A 16907-nucleotide genomic window follows, 5' to 3' on the forward strand; every position below is an offset into this window, starting at 1 on the left:
TTCACGTATTCATGATCAGCTTGGTAGCGGGCGTCCGATAAACTTTGTGATTCATTGAACAATTCGCTTCCACGTCATTAATATACCCCCTATGGTATGTGATTGCAAGGGAAATGTTTGACGAATCGGCAAACACTTGATTTTTTTCGGCTTAAACGTTGTTGCTCGACACATACTCCCCCACGTATTAAGATGAGACTACACAATACTAGTTGGGTTACTGAACGATTTGAATATAGAGGTGAAACTTATGGAACAGTATCAATACGACACGAAAGTGTTGAACCGGATGAAACGGGTCGAAGGCCAGATCCGGGCCATCATCCGCATGATGGAAGAAGGCAAAGAGTGTCGCGACGTCGTGACACAACTGAGCGCGGCCCGATCGGCACTCGACCGCGCCTCGACGATCATCGTCGCCAAGAACTTGGAGCAGTGCATCATCACGGCGCAACAAGATGGCGAAGATACGTCGGAAACGGTCGAAGAAGCCATCAAAATGTTGATGAAACGCTAGTTCCCCTTGCTTTCCCCTCTCAAATGGGAGAAAGTTAGAGTAACGACTTTTAAGGGGGATTTCTTTGTGAACTTCGAAGAAAAAGTAGAATCATTCAAAGCGCTCGTCGCAGAACGCAACATGACGTTCAAAGAGAGCGAGACCGAAACGCACGTCACGTTTTTAACGCGTGAAACGACTAAATCTGGGGCCCAGCCCGTTATGATTATCGCCTTCAACAAAAAGACGACTGACGCCGAGCTATACGCCGCGACAGTGACGCACGTGCCGGACTACGTCGAAGACCTACCGATCCTCAACGCATTGAACGAGTTCAACCAAGAGTTCAAGTACTTCCGTTGCGTGCTCGACAGCGACCGTGACGTCACGCTCGCTTCAACGCTCGACCTCGACCTCGGCTTCTCACCGGAAATCATCTTGCAACATTCGTTCATGATGTTCCAAGCAGCCGACGAAGTGAACGAGTACATGCAAAAACTGTACACGCAAGTTCAATAACAAGCAGCCGCCCCGGAATAAATCCGCGGCGGCTTTTTTTGAAACATGATGTCCATTCGGTTCGTATGAATCAGAGAAGGAGGGATTTTGATGTTAACTCGTTACACCCGTTACCTCGATTCGTTCGAAGCCATCAAAACGGCGACCAAGTGGGCACTCACTGACGACTTCCGGCGTTTGATGGCCGTCAACTACGCCATCCATGACACCCCGTTCGACCCAAATCAGTTTGAACAGGCGCAGGCGGCCGTCAAACAGAAAACCGGCTTGTTCTCCAAATTTCGCGGTAGCAACAACCTCGTCTGGTTATCGTTTCTCGACGCCAAGTATGAAGACGTCGGCCCCGCGATTGACGAAGCACTTCGTCTCGACACGCTGCTCGACCGAAAACATTTCCGTTTCAGTGCGCTGCGGCCGTTCCTCGCGAGCCAGTTGATCAACGTCGACGAACCGGAACGCAGGCTCGATGAGGCAAGCGCTCTCTATCAAGCGTTTAAACGCCAGCATCCGTGGCTCACGAGTGAAGAGGATCTGCTGTCGGCACTCGTCCTCGTGCAAGCGTTCGACGACCACACTGAACTGAACGAGCGCATCGAATCGTATTACGAGGCGTTGAAAGCACAGCTTCCCCGTTCGAACGAACTGCAGCTCGTGTCGCATTTGCTCATGTTCAGCAAATTGGACCGAGACGACGCCGTCGCTCGCTTCTTGGACTGGCGCACCCGCCTTGAAAACCAACAGCTTGCCGTCAAGAGTGAGCAGCTACCGTCGCTCGCCTTGCTCTCGATCGTCTCGGCACCGAACGACCAAGACGAACAAGCGATCCTCGACATCACGAACGCTGAAAAAGAGCAGCAACGCTGGTTCAACACGCACGGACTAAACGTCGCCATCCAACTCGTCGCCGCGGAACATATTACCGAAGATGCGAGCGACCTGCTACTGAACGGGACGTTCGCCCATTTGCTGGCGATGCAACAAGCGGCCTCGGCGGCAGCAAGCGTCGCCATCATCGCGAGTACCTCGTCAAGCGACTAAAAAAGAAGGGTTGCCCCTTCTTCTACGTGTAAAGATATGCGCTCAAACAAATTAAAACGAACACCGAGTTCACGATCTCAAAGATCCCGATTTTCATGATCGGGATCTTTTTGCCGTAGAAAACAATAGCTCGGACGAGGCTTGGTGCGTAAGCGAGCGCCAAGACCGGATAGCCGAACGCGATGAACAACACGACGAGCATGAGGTGATACCCCCACGAGATGTTCCGGTACAACGCGCTCTTCTTCTCCCGAATCATCGTCTTGACGTAAAAGATACTGCCGAGGAAATACAAGTACGGCAAAATGAACAGCCAGACGATCGTCGCGCCCAACGTCTGCGCACCCAAGTAATAGCTCGCCATCCCACCGATACAAAATGACGTGACGGCACTGACATCGTTCCAGACGTTGCGCTCGTCTTTGATTTTGGCGAAATAGGCGTTGACGAGACCGAACGGCATCATCGCGAGGACGAACCAGACGAGACGCCACTCGGCGATGAACACCGGGATCGCCGCGACGGTACTGATGCCGAGATACGTCACGACCGTCCGCAACAATTCATTCGACTTCTTCCGTTGCTTCACGTATTGGAACAAGAAAAACGTGCCCATGTAGACGAACAACCAAGCGATGGCGAACGGTAAGTGCGCGAGTGTCCATCCTCCGACGATGCCGCCGAGTAAGAACGGTAAAATAAGCATCGACCAGGCGCCGTGCTGTTTTGGAATCATCCATTTCATGTGACTCACTCCTTCTTTTTTAGTGTAGAGCAACGTTTTGTGAAAAGCTGTGATTTTTGTTACTGTTGCACAACCCGTTTGATTATTTATATCCATAATTAGTAAAAAACTATATCATCATCTTCTTTTTCTAGTATTCTAGTATTAAGATCTACGACAGGAGGGATAGAAAGTGGCTCAACACCCAAAACAAAGAACGAGTCGCCGTACCTTTAAAATCATCCTCGCTATGATATTTGCTCTTTTAGTCGTCGGCCGGGTCCCAATTCAGATGCCGATTGCTTTTACTACATCGTTCGTTCCGTTTGAAGTTGAAACTCCTTCCTACCTCCCACTCGAGATAGATGAACAATATTCACACCTTCTGAATTTGAATCAAGTTAGACTGGTCTACAAAAATGAAACCGAGTCAATTACTGTTTGGGCGACCAGTGAAATAGGTTGGAATCACGTCGATAGCTGGGACGAAAAAGTCATGATTAGAAACGGATTGAACGGTCACTATACCGAATTTGATGATATGAAAATGATCAGTTGGCAACAGGAAAACGTCGAGTATGCCGTTGACTATACCGGAACTCAACTCTCAAAAGATGACCTGCTCAAAATTGCGAATTCCATTCAGTAAACAGTTGAAGTTCTTTTTCAACTGTTCACGCCATAAAAAAAAAAAAAAACGATCTCAGGCGAGATCGTTTTTTGGTGTTAGTTTGGTCACACTTGGTATGGCTACTTCGACAGCGTCTTCCGTCAACATCTTCGTGACGACACGACCCGCGATTGAGACCGCGATGAGCGTGTAGAGCGCGTTCGAGAGCGGCAAGTAGATGAGCGAGATCGCAAGAACAACCACATCGAAGGCGATGAGAATCGTTCCGACCGATACGCCGGACCACTTTGACAGACTGAGTGCGAATAAATCGTCGCCCCCGGTCGCTCCACCTGACTTCAAGACGAGACCGAGACCGTAGCCGGTCACAATCCCGCTCGCAATCGCAGCGAACAGTGTCGCCGGCCAGACCTGGATGTCAAACGTCAACAGGTCGAGTCGATCCCACATCGCATAGCTGAGCGAAAGTGACGCCGCGGCAAGCACGGCTTGTCCGACGAAGCGCCAGCCTTTCCACCAAAGGGCGATTAAAAAGAAGGGGATGTCGAGTACGATCATCGAGATCGCCGGATCGATATCAAATAAATAGCGGCCGAGTAATGCTAACCCGACAAAGCCCCCTTCTGCCAAACCAAACTGTTCATTCAAATAATAATAACCGAACGCCATGATCAGCGTTCCGAGCACTATGGTAGCAACTCGTTTCATTCCGATTGTCCTCCCCGTTTTCAACGGAGAGGAGGATCCTCAGTCGTAGCCGCGGTTCCATCTGTTCCATCTCCGATCTTCCGTTTGTTGATTTTTTACATCGCTGTTCGTCTGTAAAAACTCAACGCTAGAAGTCCGGCAATTGAAACAGAGGCCATGTCCTCTCGGTGTCCATAAAGACCTTCCTTTCCCAAATTGCGCGTAATCATGAGGCTATTTTAACATACTCTCGCGATTATTTCATTAAATGTAAATTTAGTGTAGATTACGTTTCGGTAAATCTTTCTTCCCGAACCACCACCAGTTCCAGTCGCCGAACAGTTTCATCAAGGACGGGACGAGCAACATCCGGATGATCGTCGCATCGATGAAGATGGCGAGCGCGATACCGACCCCGAGCTGTTTGATCGGGCTGACACCGGTGAAGGCGAACGCGCCCGTGACGACGATCATGATGATCGCGGCCGACGTGATGATCTTGCTCGTCTTCGCGAGCCCCATCTCGGTCGCATAGTCGTTATCCCCGGTCTCGCGGTAATACTCCTCGATCCGTGAGACGAGGAACACCTCGTAGTCCATCGACAGGCCGAACACGAGCGAGAAGATGAACACCGGCGTCAAAATACTGATCGTCTCGGCGTCGTACACGTAGCCCGACTCAAAGATGATGACCAATAACCCAAACGTCGCCCCGAGTCCGAGCACGTTCATGATGATCGCCTTGATTGGAATCAAGATCGAGCGGAACGCCCACATGAGGATGACCATCGTCGCTAAAATCACGGTCACGACCGCATAGGGGATGCTGTCGTAGATCTCTTCATAGATCTCTTCGTTGAAGGCGGCCGGTCCGCCGACGTCGAAGCCTTGGTCGCGCCAATCGCGGACGAACGCCTGCGCCGCTTTATCACTCGGCGGCACGTCGAAGCTGACGTTGACGAGCGCGAGGTCGGTATTCCCTTCGAGCGTGACGAGACGTTCAAACGCCTCGAGCTGTTCCGGGGCGACTTGAACGAGCTGTTGGAATTCCGCAGCTGTCAGATTTGATGCGGTCAAGAACGTCGTGACGTTGTCGACGATCGGGTCTTCATTCAACTCGTCTGTGAGGGTTGTCAACTCGTCAAGAATCATCGAGTCGGTCAAATCGTTCGTCTCAAACAACAGCACCGCATCGGTCGACGTCTCGCCGAACACATCGTCCCACCGCTCGAGGGCGGCCCGGGATTCGTACGACGTCGGGAGCGCATCGGCGTCCGGGATGTTCAGTTCTAAGTCGCGGACGAACCAAAGGCTCGGCAACAAAAGGAGCAACGCGACGAGCGTCATCACGACCGGACGCTTCATGACGAACCGGGCCAACTTTTGCCAGCGCACTTCAGAGCGCGTCTCGTTCGTTCTGATGAGACGTCCTTTATTGATGGCATCGCCGACGATATAGAGCGCCGACGGCAAGAGCGTGAGCGCCGACAAGACGGCGCCCGCGACCGCAATCAAGGCACCGAGCGCAATCGCTTGAAACACATCGACTTGAATGAACAACAGTCCGGCGAGCCCGACGAAGACACACAGTCCTGAGAACAGGATCGAGCGACCTGCCGTCGCGACCGTCCGGACGATGGCCGCTTCCCGTGACAGTCCTTTGGCGAGCTCTTCACGGTAGCGGTTGACGAGCAGGAGCGAGAAGTCGATCCCGAGCGCAATCGCGATCATCGCGACGGCGTTTAATACGAAAATCGATAGCTCCATCGTCTGCGTGAAGAAGAAGAGCGAGCCCGCCGCGACGATGAACGTGATCAGTCCAACGAATAAGGGCATGAAAGCGGCAAGCGGTGTCCCGAAGACGAGCAGGAGGACGACGAGCGCGACCGGGATCCCGATCAATTCGGCCCGGATCAAGTCATTTTTCGATGCCTCATTCAAATCTTGGGCAAAGACCGGCTCCCCGGTCAACCGGACTTCCGTGTCCGTATCTCGAATCAATTCAGCGCGAACGTCGGCGATGGCCGCCTCGGCCGCTTCCTGGTCCTCAAACTCGAGCACGAAGTACGCGGCGTCATCCGAACGCGCGTCCGGGTTCTCTGCTGGCGTGATGACGCCATCGACGCCTGAAACGGATTCGAGCCGTGTTTTTTGTTCGGCCATGACCGTCTCTAAGTCACCGCCTTCGAGCAAAACAATCATCGAAGCACCGGCCCGGTCGAACCGATCGTTCAACGTGTCCTCCACTTGCGCGAAGCGACCATCTTGAACCGCAAACCCGTTTCCTCGCAATTCCCCAGGCAACTGCAATCCGAAGTAAATCGAGACCGCTAATAACACGGTCCATACGGCGACCACCCAAAAGCGCCACCGCACCAAATTTTTACCTAACCGTTCCATCCAAGTCCACCCCTCTCCATCTAAGAAGACTGTTCCCGTTTCGCACGAGTTTCATCAAGTCTTCGCAAAAAAATCCTGAACCGTGAGTCCGGTCCAGGAACGTCAACGCTCGAACACTTGTAGCCAACTATGGCAAAATCGTCGAGGCGTCGATAATACGACGAGGCGGTCTCCCGACTCATCAAGCAACATCACTTTCAATAATTCACTTTCGGCACATACGTCAGAAGCAAACAGTAGACGGTCACGCTTGAACAGCTGGAACGACGTCATCGACGTAATCGCTGTCGTCGCACCGACCTGGTCGACGATAACCGTATCATAATCGCCGCCGTAAGGAATCGTCCATCGTTCACCCGCTTCGACATGCTCGACCATGAATTGCTGATTCAATTCATCGTAAAGCGTGACGAGGCCCGGGGCCGTGAATCGCTCAAAATCATAAATCGGATGATATGCTAACTCAATGATGGCGCCAAACTCCGGCGTCTCCTCATAGCGGCTATAGCGGAACGTGTGGTCGGTCATGTTTAACGCCACGATGTCAGATTCCGCCGAGTAGAGAAATAAATCGTCTCCTCGCCAATGACATAAATTGCTGAACCAATCGTCATGAAACGTTTTTGGGATTGGGTGACACTCCATCATGCCTTGCTTCAAATCAATGACTCCATACGTTTGCATGTCTCGGAACAGCGCGACGGCTTTTTTTCCATGTGGTTCAATATATAGTGCGCACGGTGCCGATTTCCACTCGAGTTCCCATCTGATTTGGAACGTCTCGTCGAAAAAGACAAATCCGGTTTGCGCCAAATACAACATCCATCCTCCACCGACGCGCTCTAACCATTCAACCGTCTGATGAAACTGATAGTCTGCTACTTGTTTGTACATTTGATCACTTCCTAGTTTCAGCTTAGCAACGACCGAACGGTTTTTCGATTTTGAATGTGTTCACACGACACATTCTCACTCGGTCCGTTTTTGCTGTATACTGGCTGTAGCAAACCTGAACTTAGAAAGGAGAAACCACATGCGCCCACTACAACTGTCTCCCGAGACGGCGGTCGAGCTTGCCAAAAAGTTGAACGTACCGCTTGAAGAACTCATGCATATGCCAAAACATATCCTCGTTCGGAAGATGATGGAGCTTGAAGCATCCAAGACCGAGCCGAACGAAGAAAAGGAGACGGAATGACGTCTCCTTTTTTTGTTACCCTTGTTTATTCTTCCGTTTTTTCGCGACGTACCAGAGTCCAAGGATGGCAAGCGCAGCCCCACCGGCGACGGCGTACTTGCTGTAATCCGGACGGCGTTCTGTCACGACGAGCGTCGACAGCGGCGCGACGGTGAGGTGCCGGTCTTCGACGAGGCGTGGCGCCGTCAAGTTGACGGTATGGTCCTCGACATGAACTTCGAACTTGCCTGCTGGCAGCTTCACGTCGACCGCGACTTCGAGTCCGTTATGGTAGACGAGGTGACGCTCGACATAACCTTCGACGTGACGATGAAGTTCGTAGGCGATTACCCCTTCTTCTTCGTCAAAGAAACGTAAATGCTTTCGAATCTGTTCGGTGTTCTCGAGACGGAACAGCGGATACTGTTTGCGTAAGTTGATCAAGCCTTTCACATATTCGACGCTCGGCGTCTCTTGCTCGGCCTGAGTCCAATCGAGGCGGTTGATGACCTCGCCCGATTTGAAACTGTTCTCATCCCCGTCTTTCGTGCGGAAAAACTCTTGACCGCTATGAAGGAACGGAATGCCTTGACTGAGCAGGACGATCGTCGTCGCAAGACGATGACGGCGGCGGCGCGTCGTCTCGTTGTCGTCAGGACTAGCGGCGGCAAGTTTGTCCCAAAGCGTCAAGTTGTCATGGCATTCGACGTAGTTGACGACTTGGTTCGGCTCATCGGCGAAGCTTTGACTCGTGACCGCACCGGCGATCCCGCGCTTCACGTCAGCCGTCACATCAAGATTGCCGCTGATCCAGCCCGGCAAGTCTTCGATGAACACGTCACCACGGATTCCGTCCCGGATTGCATCGTTGAACTGGGCGATACGTGGCATTTTATGGGCGTTGTGTTGGTTTGCCTTCTTACGAACTGCCAGTGGTGTATCGAGATCCCAGCCTTCTCCGGTGACGAGGATCGAGGGATCGATCCGGTCGAGTGCTTTGCGGACTTGGTTCATCGTCTTGACGTCATGCAGCCCCATCAAATCAAAGCGGAAGCCGTCGATCATAAACTCTTTGGCCCAATACGAGACGCATTCGACGATCAGCTTGCGCATCATCGCCCGCTCTGACGCCGTATCGTTGCCGCACTCCGAGCCGTCGGCAAGCGTCCCGTCCTCGTTCAACCGATAGTAGTAGTCCGGCACGAACTGGCCGAGCGGTGTCGTCAAAGCGTCATACGTATGGTTGAACACGACGTCCATGATGACGCGGATCCCGCGGTCATGGAGCGCTTGAACCATCGCCTTCAATTCGAGGATACGGGCGGCCGGGTCATCCGCTGTCGAGGCGTACGAACCTTCGACCGCGAAATAATGGACCGGGTCATAGCCCCAGTTATAGTTCGACTCGCTTTCCCGCGACTCGTTGACCGAACCGTAGTCAAAGAACGGCATGAGTTGAAGGTGGGTCACGCCGAGCGCCGTGATGTAGTCGAGCGCTGTCGGGTATCCGTTTTTCGTCTTCGTGCCAGCCTCGGTCATCCCGAGGAATTTACCACGGTGCATGACACCGCCATCCGGGTGGCTCGTCAAATCTCTCACATGTGCTTCATAAATGACCGCTTCTTGCGAAGAGTGGAAGAGCGGACGTTCTTTGACCCAATGGTCCGGGTTGATTGAAGACGGGTCGAGCAGGCAGCCCCGCTTCCCGTTGACGCCGACGACTTTCGCATACGGATCGAGGGATTCGATGCGTTTGCCGTCAACGATTGCCTCGAACACGTAAAACTGACCTTCGAATTGCGCCCGGTCAAGCTCGACCATCCATGTCCCTTTTTCGGCCCGTTCGAGCTCGATGCGATCAAACTTACGCGCCCGCGCCGTACGATAAAGCTTCACTGTCATTTGCTCGGCTACCGGCGACCACACCCGCAGACGGATGAGTTCACTTTTAAACGTCACCCCAAGGTCTTTTCCATGGTATGCAACGTGATCCAAGTCTACATTTGTCTGTCTATCGATTGTATGTTCCATCGTTTCACTCCTTCACTGCTTCAAATCTGCTATCATTATAACAAAACCCATACAAAGGATGGATGAAACATGGCAAAAGACAATTCTTTTGATATCGTGTCAGAAATGAACCTCGAAGAAGTGAAAAACGCGATCCAAATCGCCGAAAAAGAAATTTTGAACCGTTACGACTTTAAAGGATCGAAGAGTGAGATGTCACTCGATAACGGTGACCTCGTCCTCGTCTCAGATGACGATTACAAACTCGAACAGTTAAAAGACGTCATGATCTCGAAGTTGATCAAGCGCGGCGTGCCGACGAAAAACCTCGACTATCAAAAAATCGAACGCGCACTCGGCGGTACCGTCCGTCAACGTGTCAAGCTGAAGAGCGGGATCGATAAAGACGATGCCAAGAAGATCAACAACGCCATCAAAGAGTCGAAGTTGAAAGTGAAATCGCAAATTCAAGACGATCAAATTCGTGTGACGGCCAAATCACGTGACGACTTGCAAGCGGTCATGCAACTCGTCCGTGAGCTCGAGTTATCGGTCGATGCCCAGTTCACGAACTACCGATGAAACTCGCCATCATCAGTGACCCGCACGGTTCGTTTGATGATTTGAAAGCCGTCCTCAAGGCGGTCAGGCGCGAGACCGAGCACATCCTCTGCCTCGGCGACTTGTACGAGTGCCATATCGGTAAAAAGCGGCGCAACGAACGGTTTCATGACGTCTCCGACGTCATGACGTTTGACGAGCAGTACGAGACACTCCTGACATTCCCGAGCCTGCGTGGCAATCAAGAAGAACGGATTGACGAAGTGCTCATCGTGTCGCACCCTGTCAAGACCCGCATCTCATTATTGCCTGAACAGACGACGCTCGATGAGGCCTTGTTCTTGCACGGTCACCAAATCGAGTGGAGCGCCGACTGGGAGCCGATCGTCGAAAAAGGCAAGTACCCGCTCGTCTTCATCGGGCATAGTCATATTCCGGGCATCTACCGGAAAGGCCGCTCGATTCCCTGGGAAATCGGGACACCGTTCAAGTTGAAGAAGAAGCGCTACGTCATCAATGTCGGCGCCGTCATTTTCGACCGGGAATGGTGTCTATATGATACGAAGACGCGAACCGTCACGCGGATGAAGGCGTGACACGACAAAAGGGACCTTTCGCAGGTCCCTTTTGTCGTGCTTACATTTCTTCTGGAGCTTGGACACCGATCAAACGGAGTCCTTCCGTCAAGACGATCGTCACGGCTTTGACGAGCGCGAGACGCGATTGTTTGCCCGCATCTTCTTCAAGCACACGGACGTGGCCGTAATACTTGTTGAACGCTTGCGCCAAATCGAGGACGTAACGGCTGATGATCGACGGCTCACGGCGCTCATGGGCACGCGTGATGACGTGTGGGAACGCGTTGAGCATCGTCACGACGCCCCACGTGTGGTCGTCGTCCGCACCTGCGAACGTTGAACCGTCGTAGTTGCCTTTACGGAGGAGCGAGTTCGCCCGTGCGTTCGTGTACTGCACGTAAGGTCCCGTCTCCCCTTCGAACTTGAGCATGCTATCGAGGTCGAACTCGATGTTGTTGATGCGCTCGTTCTTCAAATCGTGGAAGATGACGGCGCCGACTCCGACCATGCGAGCCACGTTCTCTGCGTTTGGAAGCTCAGGGTTCTTCTGTTCGATGTTCGCTTGCGCTTTCTCGATCGCTTCTTTCAATACTTCTTCAAGCAGGACGATGCGGCCTTTACGTGTCGACATCTTCTTCCCTTCTTGCAAGATCAAGCCGAACGGCACGTGGTGCATGCCGTCGACGAAGTCGTAACCGAGCTTGCGGAGTACCGAGAACAACTGTTTGAAGTGGAGTGCCTGCTCACCACCGACGACGTAGTTCGCTTGGACGAAGTTGTACGTCTCATGACGATAGACGGCCGCAGCCAAGTCGCGTGTCGCGTAAAGCGTCGCGCCGTCTTTCTTTGTGATCAGGCAAGGTGGCAAGTTCTCGTCTTCAAGCGAGACGACCATCGCCCCTTCACTCTCGACGAGCAGGTTCTTCTCTTCGAGCATGGCGACGATTCGGTCCATCTTGTCGTTGTAGAACGCTTCACCGTGTAAGCTGTCAAACTCGACACCGAGGAGATCGTATACTTTTTGGAACTCTTTGAGCGACTCGTCACGGAACCACGTCCACAGTTCGGTCGCTTCAACGTTACCGTCCTCGAGCTTTTTGAACCAAGCACGGCCCTCGTCTTCAAGCTCAGGCTGAGTTTTCACTTCTTCATGGAAGTGAACGTATAGCTTTAAGAGCTCAGCAATCGGATTTGCCCGGACCGCTTCCTCATCGCCCCACTTCTTATAAGCGACCATGAGTTTCCCGAATTGTGTACCCCAGTCGCCGAGGTGGTTGACACCGACGACGTTATAGCCGTTTTTGCGAGCGATCTGGTTGATGGCGTTACCGATGACCGTCGAGCGCAAGTGTCCCATCGAGAACGGTTTGGCGATGTTCGGTGACGAGAAGTCCGTGACAATCGTCTCGTTGCGTGTCGCATGCGTCGCGTAATCCGCTTGCTCGTCGAGAACCGTGTTAATGATTTCCTGCGAGACGACGTCACGGCTCAAGAAGACGTTCACATATGGACCGGCCGCTTCAACTTTTGTGAACAGTTCGTCGTTCAATTCACCAGCGATGTCAGTCGCAATCATGACCGGCGCTTTCCGGTACGCCTTGGCGAGTTGGAAGCATGGGAACGCGAGATCCCCGTGCGCCTCATGTTTTGGTTTTTCAATCAATGCCTCAATCTGGTCGAGCGTGAGTTCGTCACCGATGACACGTGACAGAGCCTCCGCATACTTGCGTTCATAACTCATGTAAATTTCCTCCTTCAAATCTAGTCATAAAAAAAACGCCCTTTGCACAGATGCAAAGAGACGGGTTGGCCCGCGGTACCACTCTTCTTGCCTGTTTTACACAGACCACTTTAACGGTGATAACGGGGGGCCCCCGGCTACGCCTACTCGCTTCGGATAGCATCTCAAAAGTGCGTTTCGCGATGTTTGTCAGCCTAGGCTCTCACCAATCCCTAGGTCGCTTTGTTGACTAAACGATCGTTACTCTCTTTTTCATCGACTTTCGTCTATGTGGTTGAAAAGCAACTTCATTATAGAGGATATTTGATGTAGACTCAATGCTAGAATTCAGCCATTATGATGAATAGGCAGGACTTGGGCGCAACCGTGCCGAATCTCCTACCATACATATGAGAAGACTTTTCCCACACAGGAGGGAACTATGAATCATTTTCGCAAAATGTCCGTCCTCGGTTGGAGCATTTGGAGTTTGATCGTTTTACTGACCATCACCTTGTTTACAACCGGTGTCCTTGATGTTCCGGCGATCGAGCCGCTTCCGTTCATCTTGATCGCGCTGCTCGTCATCATTTTCCAAATGGACTCGATTGAACGGAAAGGCGTCTATTTCACGTTTTCAGAAAGCATCGTCCTCATCATCTTTTTATTCTTTGATTTTGAGACGGCGCTCCTCGTCAACCAAATCGGACTCCTCGTCTTTCAGTTCGCCAACTTAAAACCGCGCGTCGCGCTCCGCCGCTTCCGGTTCACTTATCCTTGGAACGCGATCACGTCATTTTTAGAAATCGCCATCCCGGCAAGTGTTTACTTGGCACTCGGCGGTGAGACCGGTCTTGGCTTCTATTCGCAGGATTCGTTCGTCCCGCTCATCGGTCTGATCAGCGCCATCATTTTGAACACGGTCGTTCAAAAGTATCAAGTCGGCTGGTGGTTCCGCGTCGATATCCCAGTCCGTGATTTTCTGAATATCGCTTTTTACACGTACATCGTCAGTTTCGTCTTCATCCTTGCCGCGTCGTTCTTCCGTGAGACGAACTTGCTCGTCGTCAGTAGCATCGCGGCCGCCCTCACGTTCTTTATTAAGCGGTTGATGATCCAAAAAGGGCGCCAAGACGCGTTCAAGTCATTGATCGAACAGTACGATGAAGCGAAAGAGGCCGTCTCCCTGTCTCAAAGCGAGGCCCAGGCGATTGAAGTGTTCTTGAGTCAATGTGAGCGCCTCAACCAATATGATAAAGGGTTTGTCGAGTTCGTCCTGTTCGACCGAACGCTCTATTTCGATTTGTTGACGCGACAGCCGATCGACCGTCCGATCGTCTTCGACTTGATTGAAGCGCGCCATCCACACGCCAAGTCTGTCGATTATGAGATGCGCTTCGAATGGGACGCAGCGTTGTCAGAAGCGTTTCATGACGATTACCACAGCTTCATCTCGGTCCAGTCAGAAGAGATTGACGGGATCCGCACACGCATCGTCATGATCGGTGAACACGTCTATGGCTATCCGCCCATCATTCAAAACGAGATGATGAAACTGTTGAAGTCGTTCAACCGAACAATCAGCCGTTGCCACGAACGCGACCGCCTATACACGGAAAGCCGCACCGATAGCTTGACGCTGCTCGCCAACGCGCGCGCGTTCTACGAGTATGGGATTCAACAAATCTCGGACGGCTCGATGTACCCGATCTCAGTCGCGATGCTCGACATCGACTTCTTTAAAAAAATCAATGACACGCACGGTCACCAAGTCGGAGACAGCGTGCTCCAAGAGTTCGGACGGCGAATCCGGCAAGTGCTCCGGACCGATGACTTTGCGGCCCGTTACGGGGGCGAGGAGTTCATCTTGCTGCTCAATCATTGCGACGTCGACCAAGCCGTCGATATCGCCGAACGGATTCGACAGAAGATTGAAGATAAGCCGTTCCGTGTCGATGGGGTCGATATTCCCGTGACCGCCTCGATCGGCGTCGATACGATTCAAGCGTTCGGCGACAAACGGCTTGATGATACGATTCGTAACGCTGACCGGGCCCTTTACGTCGGCGGCAAGTACGCCGGTCGTAACCGCGTCGCCCATTATAATTTTTTGACGACATGACTTCCCCCCGCGTCCATTGGCGCAGGGGGATTTCTGTTGACAACCCGACTTGAAACAGGTACGTTAGAAAACGTGTCTAACAACTACATCATGACGACTTTTTATCAAGAGAGACGGAGGGACTGGCCCTTAGATGTCTCGGCAGCGGGTAACCCGTGCCAAATCCAGCGAGCGTTCTGCTCGAAAGATGAAAAGGGTGTCTCTTACAGAGAGCCTTTTTCGGAAGGCTCTCTTTTTCTATTCTATGAAATGAGGTGAATCGATTGGAACAACCAACAGCTAACAAATGGGCGCTCTTGCCCTTGCTCGTCTTCCTCGTCTTCTTTATCGGGGCAGGTATTTATTATGGTGACTTTTACAAGTTCCCGGTGCTGATCGCGGCGTTGATCGCTTTAATTGTCGCCGCGATGATGACGAAAGGAAGCGTCACACAGACCGTCGAACGTATCGCCCAAGGCGCCGGTAATCCAGGTATCTTGATCATGATATTCATCTTCCTGCTCGCTGGCGCGTTCTCGAACGTCGCCGGTGCAATCGGTGCGATTGACGCGACGGTCAATGCGGCGTTGACGTTCCTGCCGCCGTCACTCTTACTGAGCGGATTGTTCGTCATCGCTGCCTTCATCTCGATGGCGATGGGCACATCGACCGGTACGATTGCCGCGCTCGCCCCAATCGCGCTCGGCATCCATCAAGAGAGCGGGGTCAATATCGCGATCGCGGCCGCGGCCGTTGTCGGCGGGGCCATGTTCGGAGACAACTTGTCATTCATCTCAGATACGACAATCGCCGCCGTCCGGACACAGCGGACGAACATGCGTGACAAGTTCCGGACCAACTTTTGGATCGTGCTCCCGGCCGCAATCATCACGACCGTCCTGTTAGCCGTTCTCTCAAGTGGAGAATCGACGATTGAAGTGGCCGCGTTCGAATGGTACAAATTGATTCCGTATCTCGCCGTCATCGTCCTCGCCTTGACCGGACTGAACGTCATCCTCGTTTTGCTCGGCGGCATCGCGCTCGCTGGCATCATCGGACTGATTGACGGAAGCTTGGCCGTCACGTCTTACGTTACGGCGATGGCCGACGGTATGATGGGCATGGCCGAGATCTCGCTCTTGACGTTATTCATGGGCGGACTCGTCGGGCTCATCTCGCATAACGGTGGACTCACCTATTTACGAGATGCACTCACGTCACGGATTCAGCGCCGGGCTGGTGCGGAATGGAGCATCGCCGGGCTCGTCAGTGCGACGAACGTCGCGACGGCGAACAATACGATCTCGATTCTCGTAGCAGGCCCGCTTGCCGCGAATATCGCCGATACGTATGACATCGAACGGAAAAAGTCAGCGAGCGTACTCGACATCTTCTCGTGCGGGGTACAAGGACTTCTGCCTTACGGGGCGCAGCTCCTCATCGCCGCCGAGTTGACGAACACGGCGTCCCCCGCCCTCGTCCCGTATATGTTCTATCCGTTCCTCCTGTTCATTTGCGGAGGCTTGGCGATCGTCTTCAACTTCCCACGTTTCAAAAAAACCAACTAAGCAAAAATCCTCGAAGGCGGCCGCCTTCGAGGATTTTTATGTTCTTGCTTCACGTTTACGTTTGAGCTCTTCGTTCCGTTTTTTGAAAGCGCGCCGTTTGAGAAGTTCTTCGAGACCGCGACTGATCGCCCACAATACGAGCAAGAGCAGGCCGAGCATCGATAAGCGGAACGGGCTTTGGATGAACTCTTGCCACTGATCACCGATGACCGAGAAGATGATGACGACGAGCAGTTTCCCGAATCCGGCCGCCAATACGAACGTTCGGAGCGGCATTTGAATCAAGGCGAGTAAGTACGTGATCAAACTGACCGGGATGAACGGCAACGAATATAAGAATCCGAGCGAGATTGGACTCATATGGTTGATGCGATCGAGCCAATAGACACCCTGTTTATGTTTTTCGAGCCAACGCGTCATCGGTTTGCGGAACACGTATCGGACGGCGGCGAACACGAGGAGCGTCCCTGCCAAACTGCCGATCCATGACAAGAGAACACCAAGCCAGAAGCCATACGTGGCAGCGTTCGCCGAGATGATCAAGACGAGCGGGAGAAACGGGAAAATCGCTTCTAGGAACGGGGCTCCGAGTCCAGCCCAAGGACCTCCCGGCAGTCCTTGGAGCCATTCGATGATGTTCAATATATATTGTTGTAGTGATGTGAGCATCTCAGTTTCCACCTTCGGCTTTCGTTAC

Annotated in this window: 16 protein-coding genes, 1 riboswitch and 1 other annotated feature; of the genes, 9 read left to right on the plus strand and 7 right to left on the minus strand. The window is 52.6% G+C overall.

Annotated elements, in window-relative coordinates:
* The first annotated feature begins 250 nt into the window (after positions 1 to 250).
* The 3 genes from EVJ28_RS03480 (at position 251) to EVJ28_RS03490 (ending at position 2053) form a co-directional block, all read left to right on the plus strand.
* Complete coding sequence (locus tag EVJ28_RS03480; RefSeq protein ID WP_016509666.1) at positions 251 to 517, plus strand: metal-sensitive transcriptional regulator; 267 nt, start codon at positions 251 to 253, stop codon at positions 515 to 517.
* A 66-nt stretch (positions 518 to 583) separates the two neighbouring features.
* Positions 584 to 1015 carry a type III secretion system chaperone family protein gene (locus tag EVJ28_RS03485; protein WP_016509669.1) on the plus strand — a complete coding sequence of 144 codons (432 nt, stop codon included), beginning with the start codon at positions 584 to 586 and terminating at the stop codon, positions 1013 to 1015.
* Between the two features lie 90 nt (positions 1016 to 1105).
* The gene (locus EVJ28_RS03490) at positions 1106 to 2053 is read left to right on the plus strand and encodes a DUF4003 family protein (RefSeq protein ID WP_236634027.1); all 948 of its coding nucleotides are present in this window, start codon (positions 1106 to 1108) and stop codon (positions 2051 to 2053) included.
* 22 nt (positions 2054 to 2075) lie between these two features.
* On the opposite strand, the gene EVJ28_RS03495 is transcribed toward EVJ28_RS03490, so the two are convergent.
* The gene (locus EVJ28_RS03495) at positions 2076 to 2798 is read right to left on the minus strand and encodes a YwiC-like family protein (RefSeq protein WP_131470275.1); all 723 of its coding nucleotides are present in this window, start codon (positions 2796 to 2798) and stop codon (positions 2076 to 2078) included.
* A gap of 172 nt (positions 2799 to 2970) precedes the next feature.
* Between EVJ28_RS03495 and EVJ28_RS03500 the strand changes: the two genes are divergently transcribed.
* On the plus strand, positions 2971 to 3426 hold the full coding sequence (locus EVJ28_RS03500; protein WP_131488024.1) for a DUF4367 domain-containing protein: 456 nt from the start codon (positions 2971 to 2973) through the stop codon (positions 3424 to 3426).
* Positions 3427 to 3480: 54 nt separating this feature from the next.
* On the opposite strand, the gene EVJ28_RS03505 is transcribed toward EVJ28_RS03500, so the two are convergent.
* The 3 genes from EVJ28_RS03505 to EVJ28_RS03515 form a co-directional block, all read right to left on the minus strand.
* Positions 3481 to 4116 (minus strand): YitT family protein, encoded by a 636-nt coding sequence (locus EVJ28_RS03505; protein ID WP_131470274.1) that lies wholly within the window; start codon positions 4114 to 4116, stop codon positions 3481 to 3483.
* A gap of 255 nt (positions 4117 to 4371) precedes the next feature.
* On the minus strand, positions 4372 to 6495 hold the full coding sequence (locus EVJ28_RS03510) for an MMPL family transporter (protein WP_131470273.1): 2124 nt from the start codon (positions 6493 to 6495) through the stop codon (positions 4372 to 4374).
* Positions 6496 to 6597: 102 nt separating this feature from the next.
* Positions 6598 to 7389 carry a hypothetical protein gene (locus tag EVJ28_RS03515; protein WP_131470272.1) on the minus strand — a complete coding sequence of 264 codons (792 nt, stop codon included), beginning with the start codon at positions 7387 to 7389 and terminating at the stop codon, positions 6598 to 6600.
* 139 nt (positions 7390 to 7528) lie between these two features.
* Here EVJ28_RS03515 and EVJ28_RS03520 point away from each other — a divergent pair, with 139 nt between their 5' ends.
* Positions 7529 to 7693, plus strand: a complete 165-nt coding sequence (locus tag EVJ28_RS03520) for a YycC family protein (protein ID WP_016509685.1) — start codon at positions 7529 to 7531, stop codon at positions 7691 to 7693.
* Positions 7694 to 7708: 15 nt separating this feature from the next.
* Here the strand turns inward: EVJ28_RS03520 and pulA are convergent, their stop codons facing one another.
* Complete coding sequence (pulA, locus tag EVJ28_RS03525; protein ID WP_131470271.1) at positions 7709 to 9703, minus strand: type I pullulanase; 1995 nt, start codon at positions 9701 to 9703, stop codon at positions 7709 to 7711.
* A gap of 69 nt (positions 9704 to 9772) precedes the next feature.
* Here pulA and EVJ28_RS03530 point away from each other — a divergent pair, with 69 nt between their 5' ends.
* A complete protein-coding gene (locus EVJ28_RS03530) occupies positions 9773 to 10264 on the plus strand; it encodes a YajQ family cyclic di-GMP-binding protein (protein WP_034780837.1) in 492 nt (163 codons plus the stop codon).
* A complete protein-coding gene (locus EVJ28_RS03535; RefSeq protein ID WP_131470269.1) occupies positions 10261 to 10839 on the plus strand; it encodes a metallophosphoesterase family protein in 579 nt (192 codons plus the stop codon). The genes EVJ28_RS03530 and EVJ28_RS03535 overlap by 4 nt, the downstream gene beginning before the upstream one ends.
* A gap of 40 nt (positions 10840 to 10879) precedes the next feature.
* Here EVJ28_RS03535 and argS read toward each other — a convergent pair whose 3' ends face one another.
* On the minus strand, positions 10880 to 12562 hold the full coding sequence (gene argS, locus EVJ28_RS03540) for an arginine--tRNA ligase (RefSeq protein WP_131458567.1): 1683 nt from the start codon (positions 12560 to 12562) through the stop codon (positions 10880 to 10882).
* A gap of 53 nt (positions 12563 to 12615) precedes the next feature.
* Positions 12616 to 12827, minus strand: a binding site (T-box leader).
* Positions 12828 to 12983: 156 nt separating this feature from the next.
* On the opposite strand from argS, the gene EVJ28_RS03545 reads away from it, so the two are divergent.
* Together EVJ28_RS03545 and EVJ28_RS03550 are read left to right on the plus strand one after the other, a co-directional pair.
* Positions 12984 to 14663: a GGDEF domain-containing protein gene (locus EVJ28_RS03545; RefSeq protein ID WP_236634028.1), complete on the plus strand. Its 1680-nt coding sequence runs from the start codon at positions 12984 to 12986 to the stop codon at positions 14661 to 14663.
* Positions 14664 to 14761: 98 nt separating this feature from the next.
* Positions 14762 to 14857, plus strand: a riboswitch (SAM riboswitch).
* A gap of 69 nt (positions 14858 to 14926) precedes the next feature.
* Complete coding sequence (locus EVJ28_RS03550; RefSeq protein ID WP_131458566.1) at positions 14927 to 16210, plus strand: Na+/H+ antiporter NhaC family protein; 1284 nt, start codon at positions 14927 to 14929, stop codon at positions 16208 to 16210.
* A gap of 36 nt (positions 16211 to 16246) precedes the next feature.
* On the opposite strand, the gene EVJ28_RS03555 is transcribed toward EVJ28_RS03550, so the two are convergent.
* Positions 16247 to 16879 (minus strand): TVP38/TMEM64 family protein, encoded by a 633-nt coding sequence (locus tag EVJ28_RS03555; RefSeq protein ID WP_070329195.1) that lies wholly within the window; start codon positions 16877 to 16879, stop codon positions 16247 to 16249.
* Positions 16880 to 16907: the final 28 nt, after the last annotated feature.

Source organism: Exiguobacterium sp. SH3S3, assembly GCF_004337115.1.
Lineage (GTDB): Bacteria > Bacillota > Bacilli > Exiguobacteriales > Exiguobacteriaceae > Exiguobacterium > Exiguobacterium aurantiacum_A.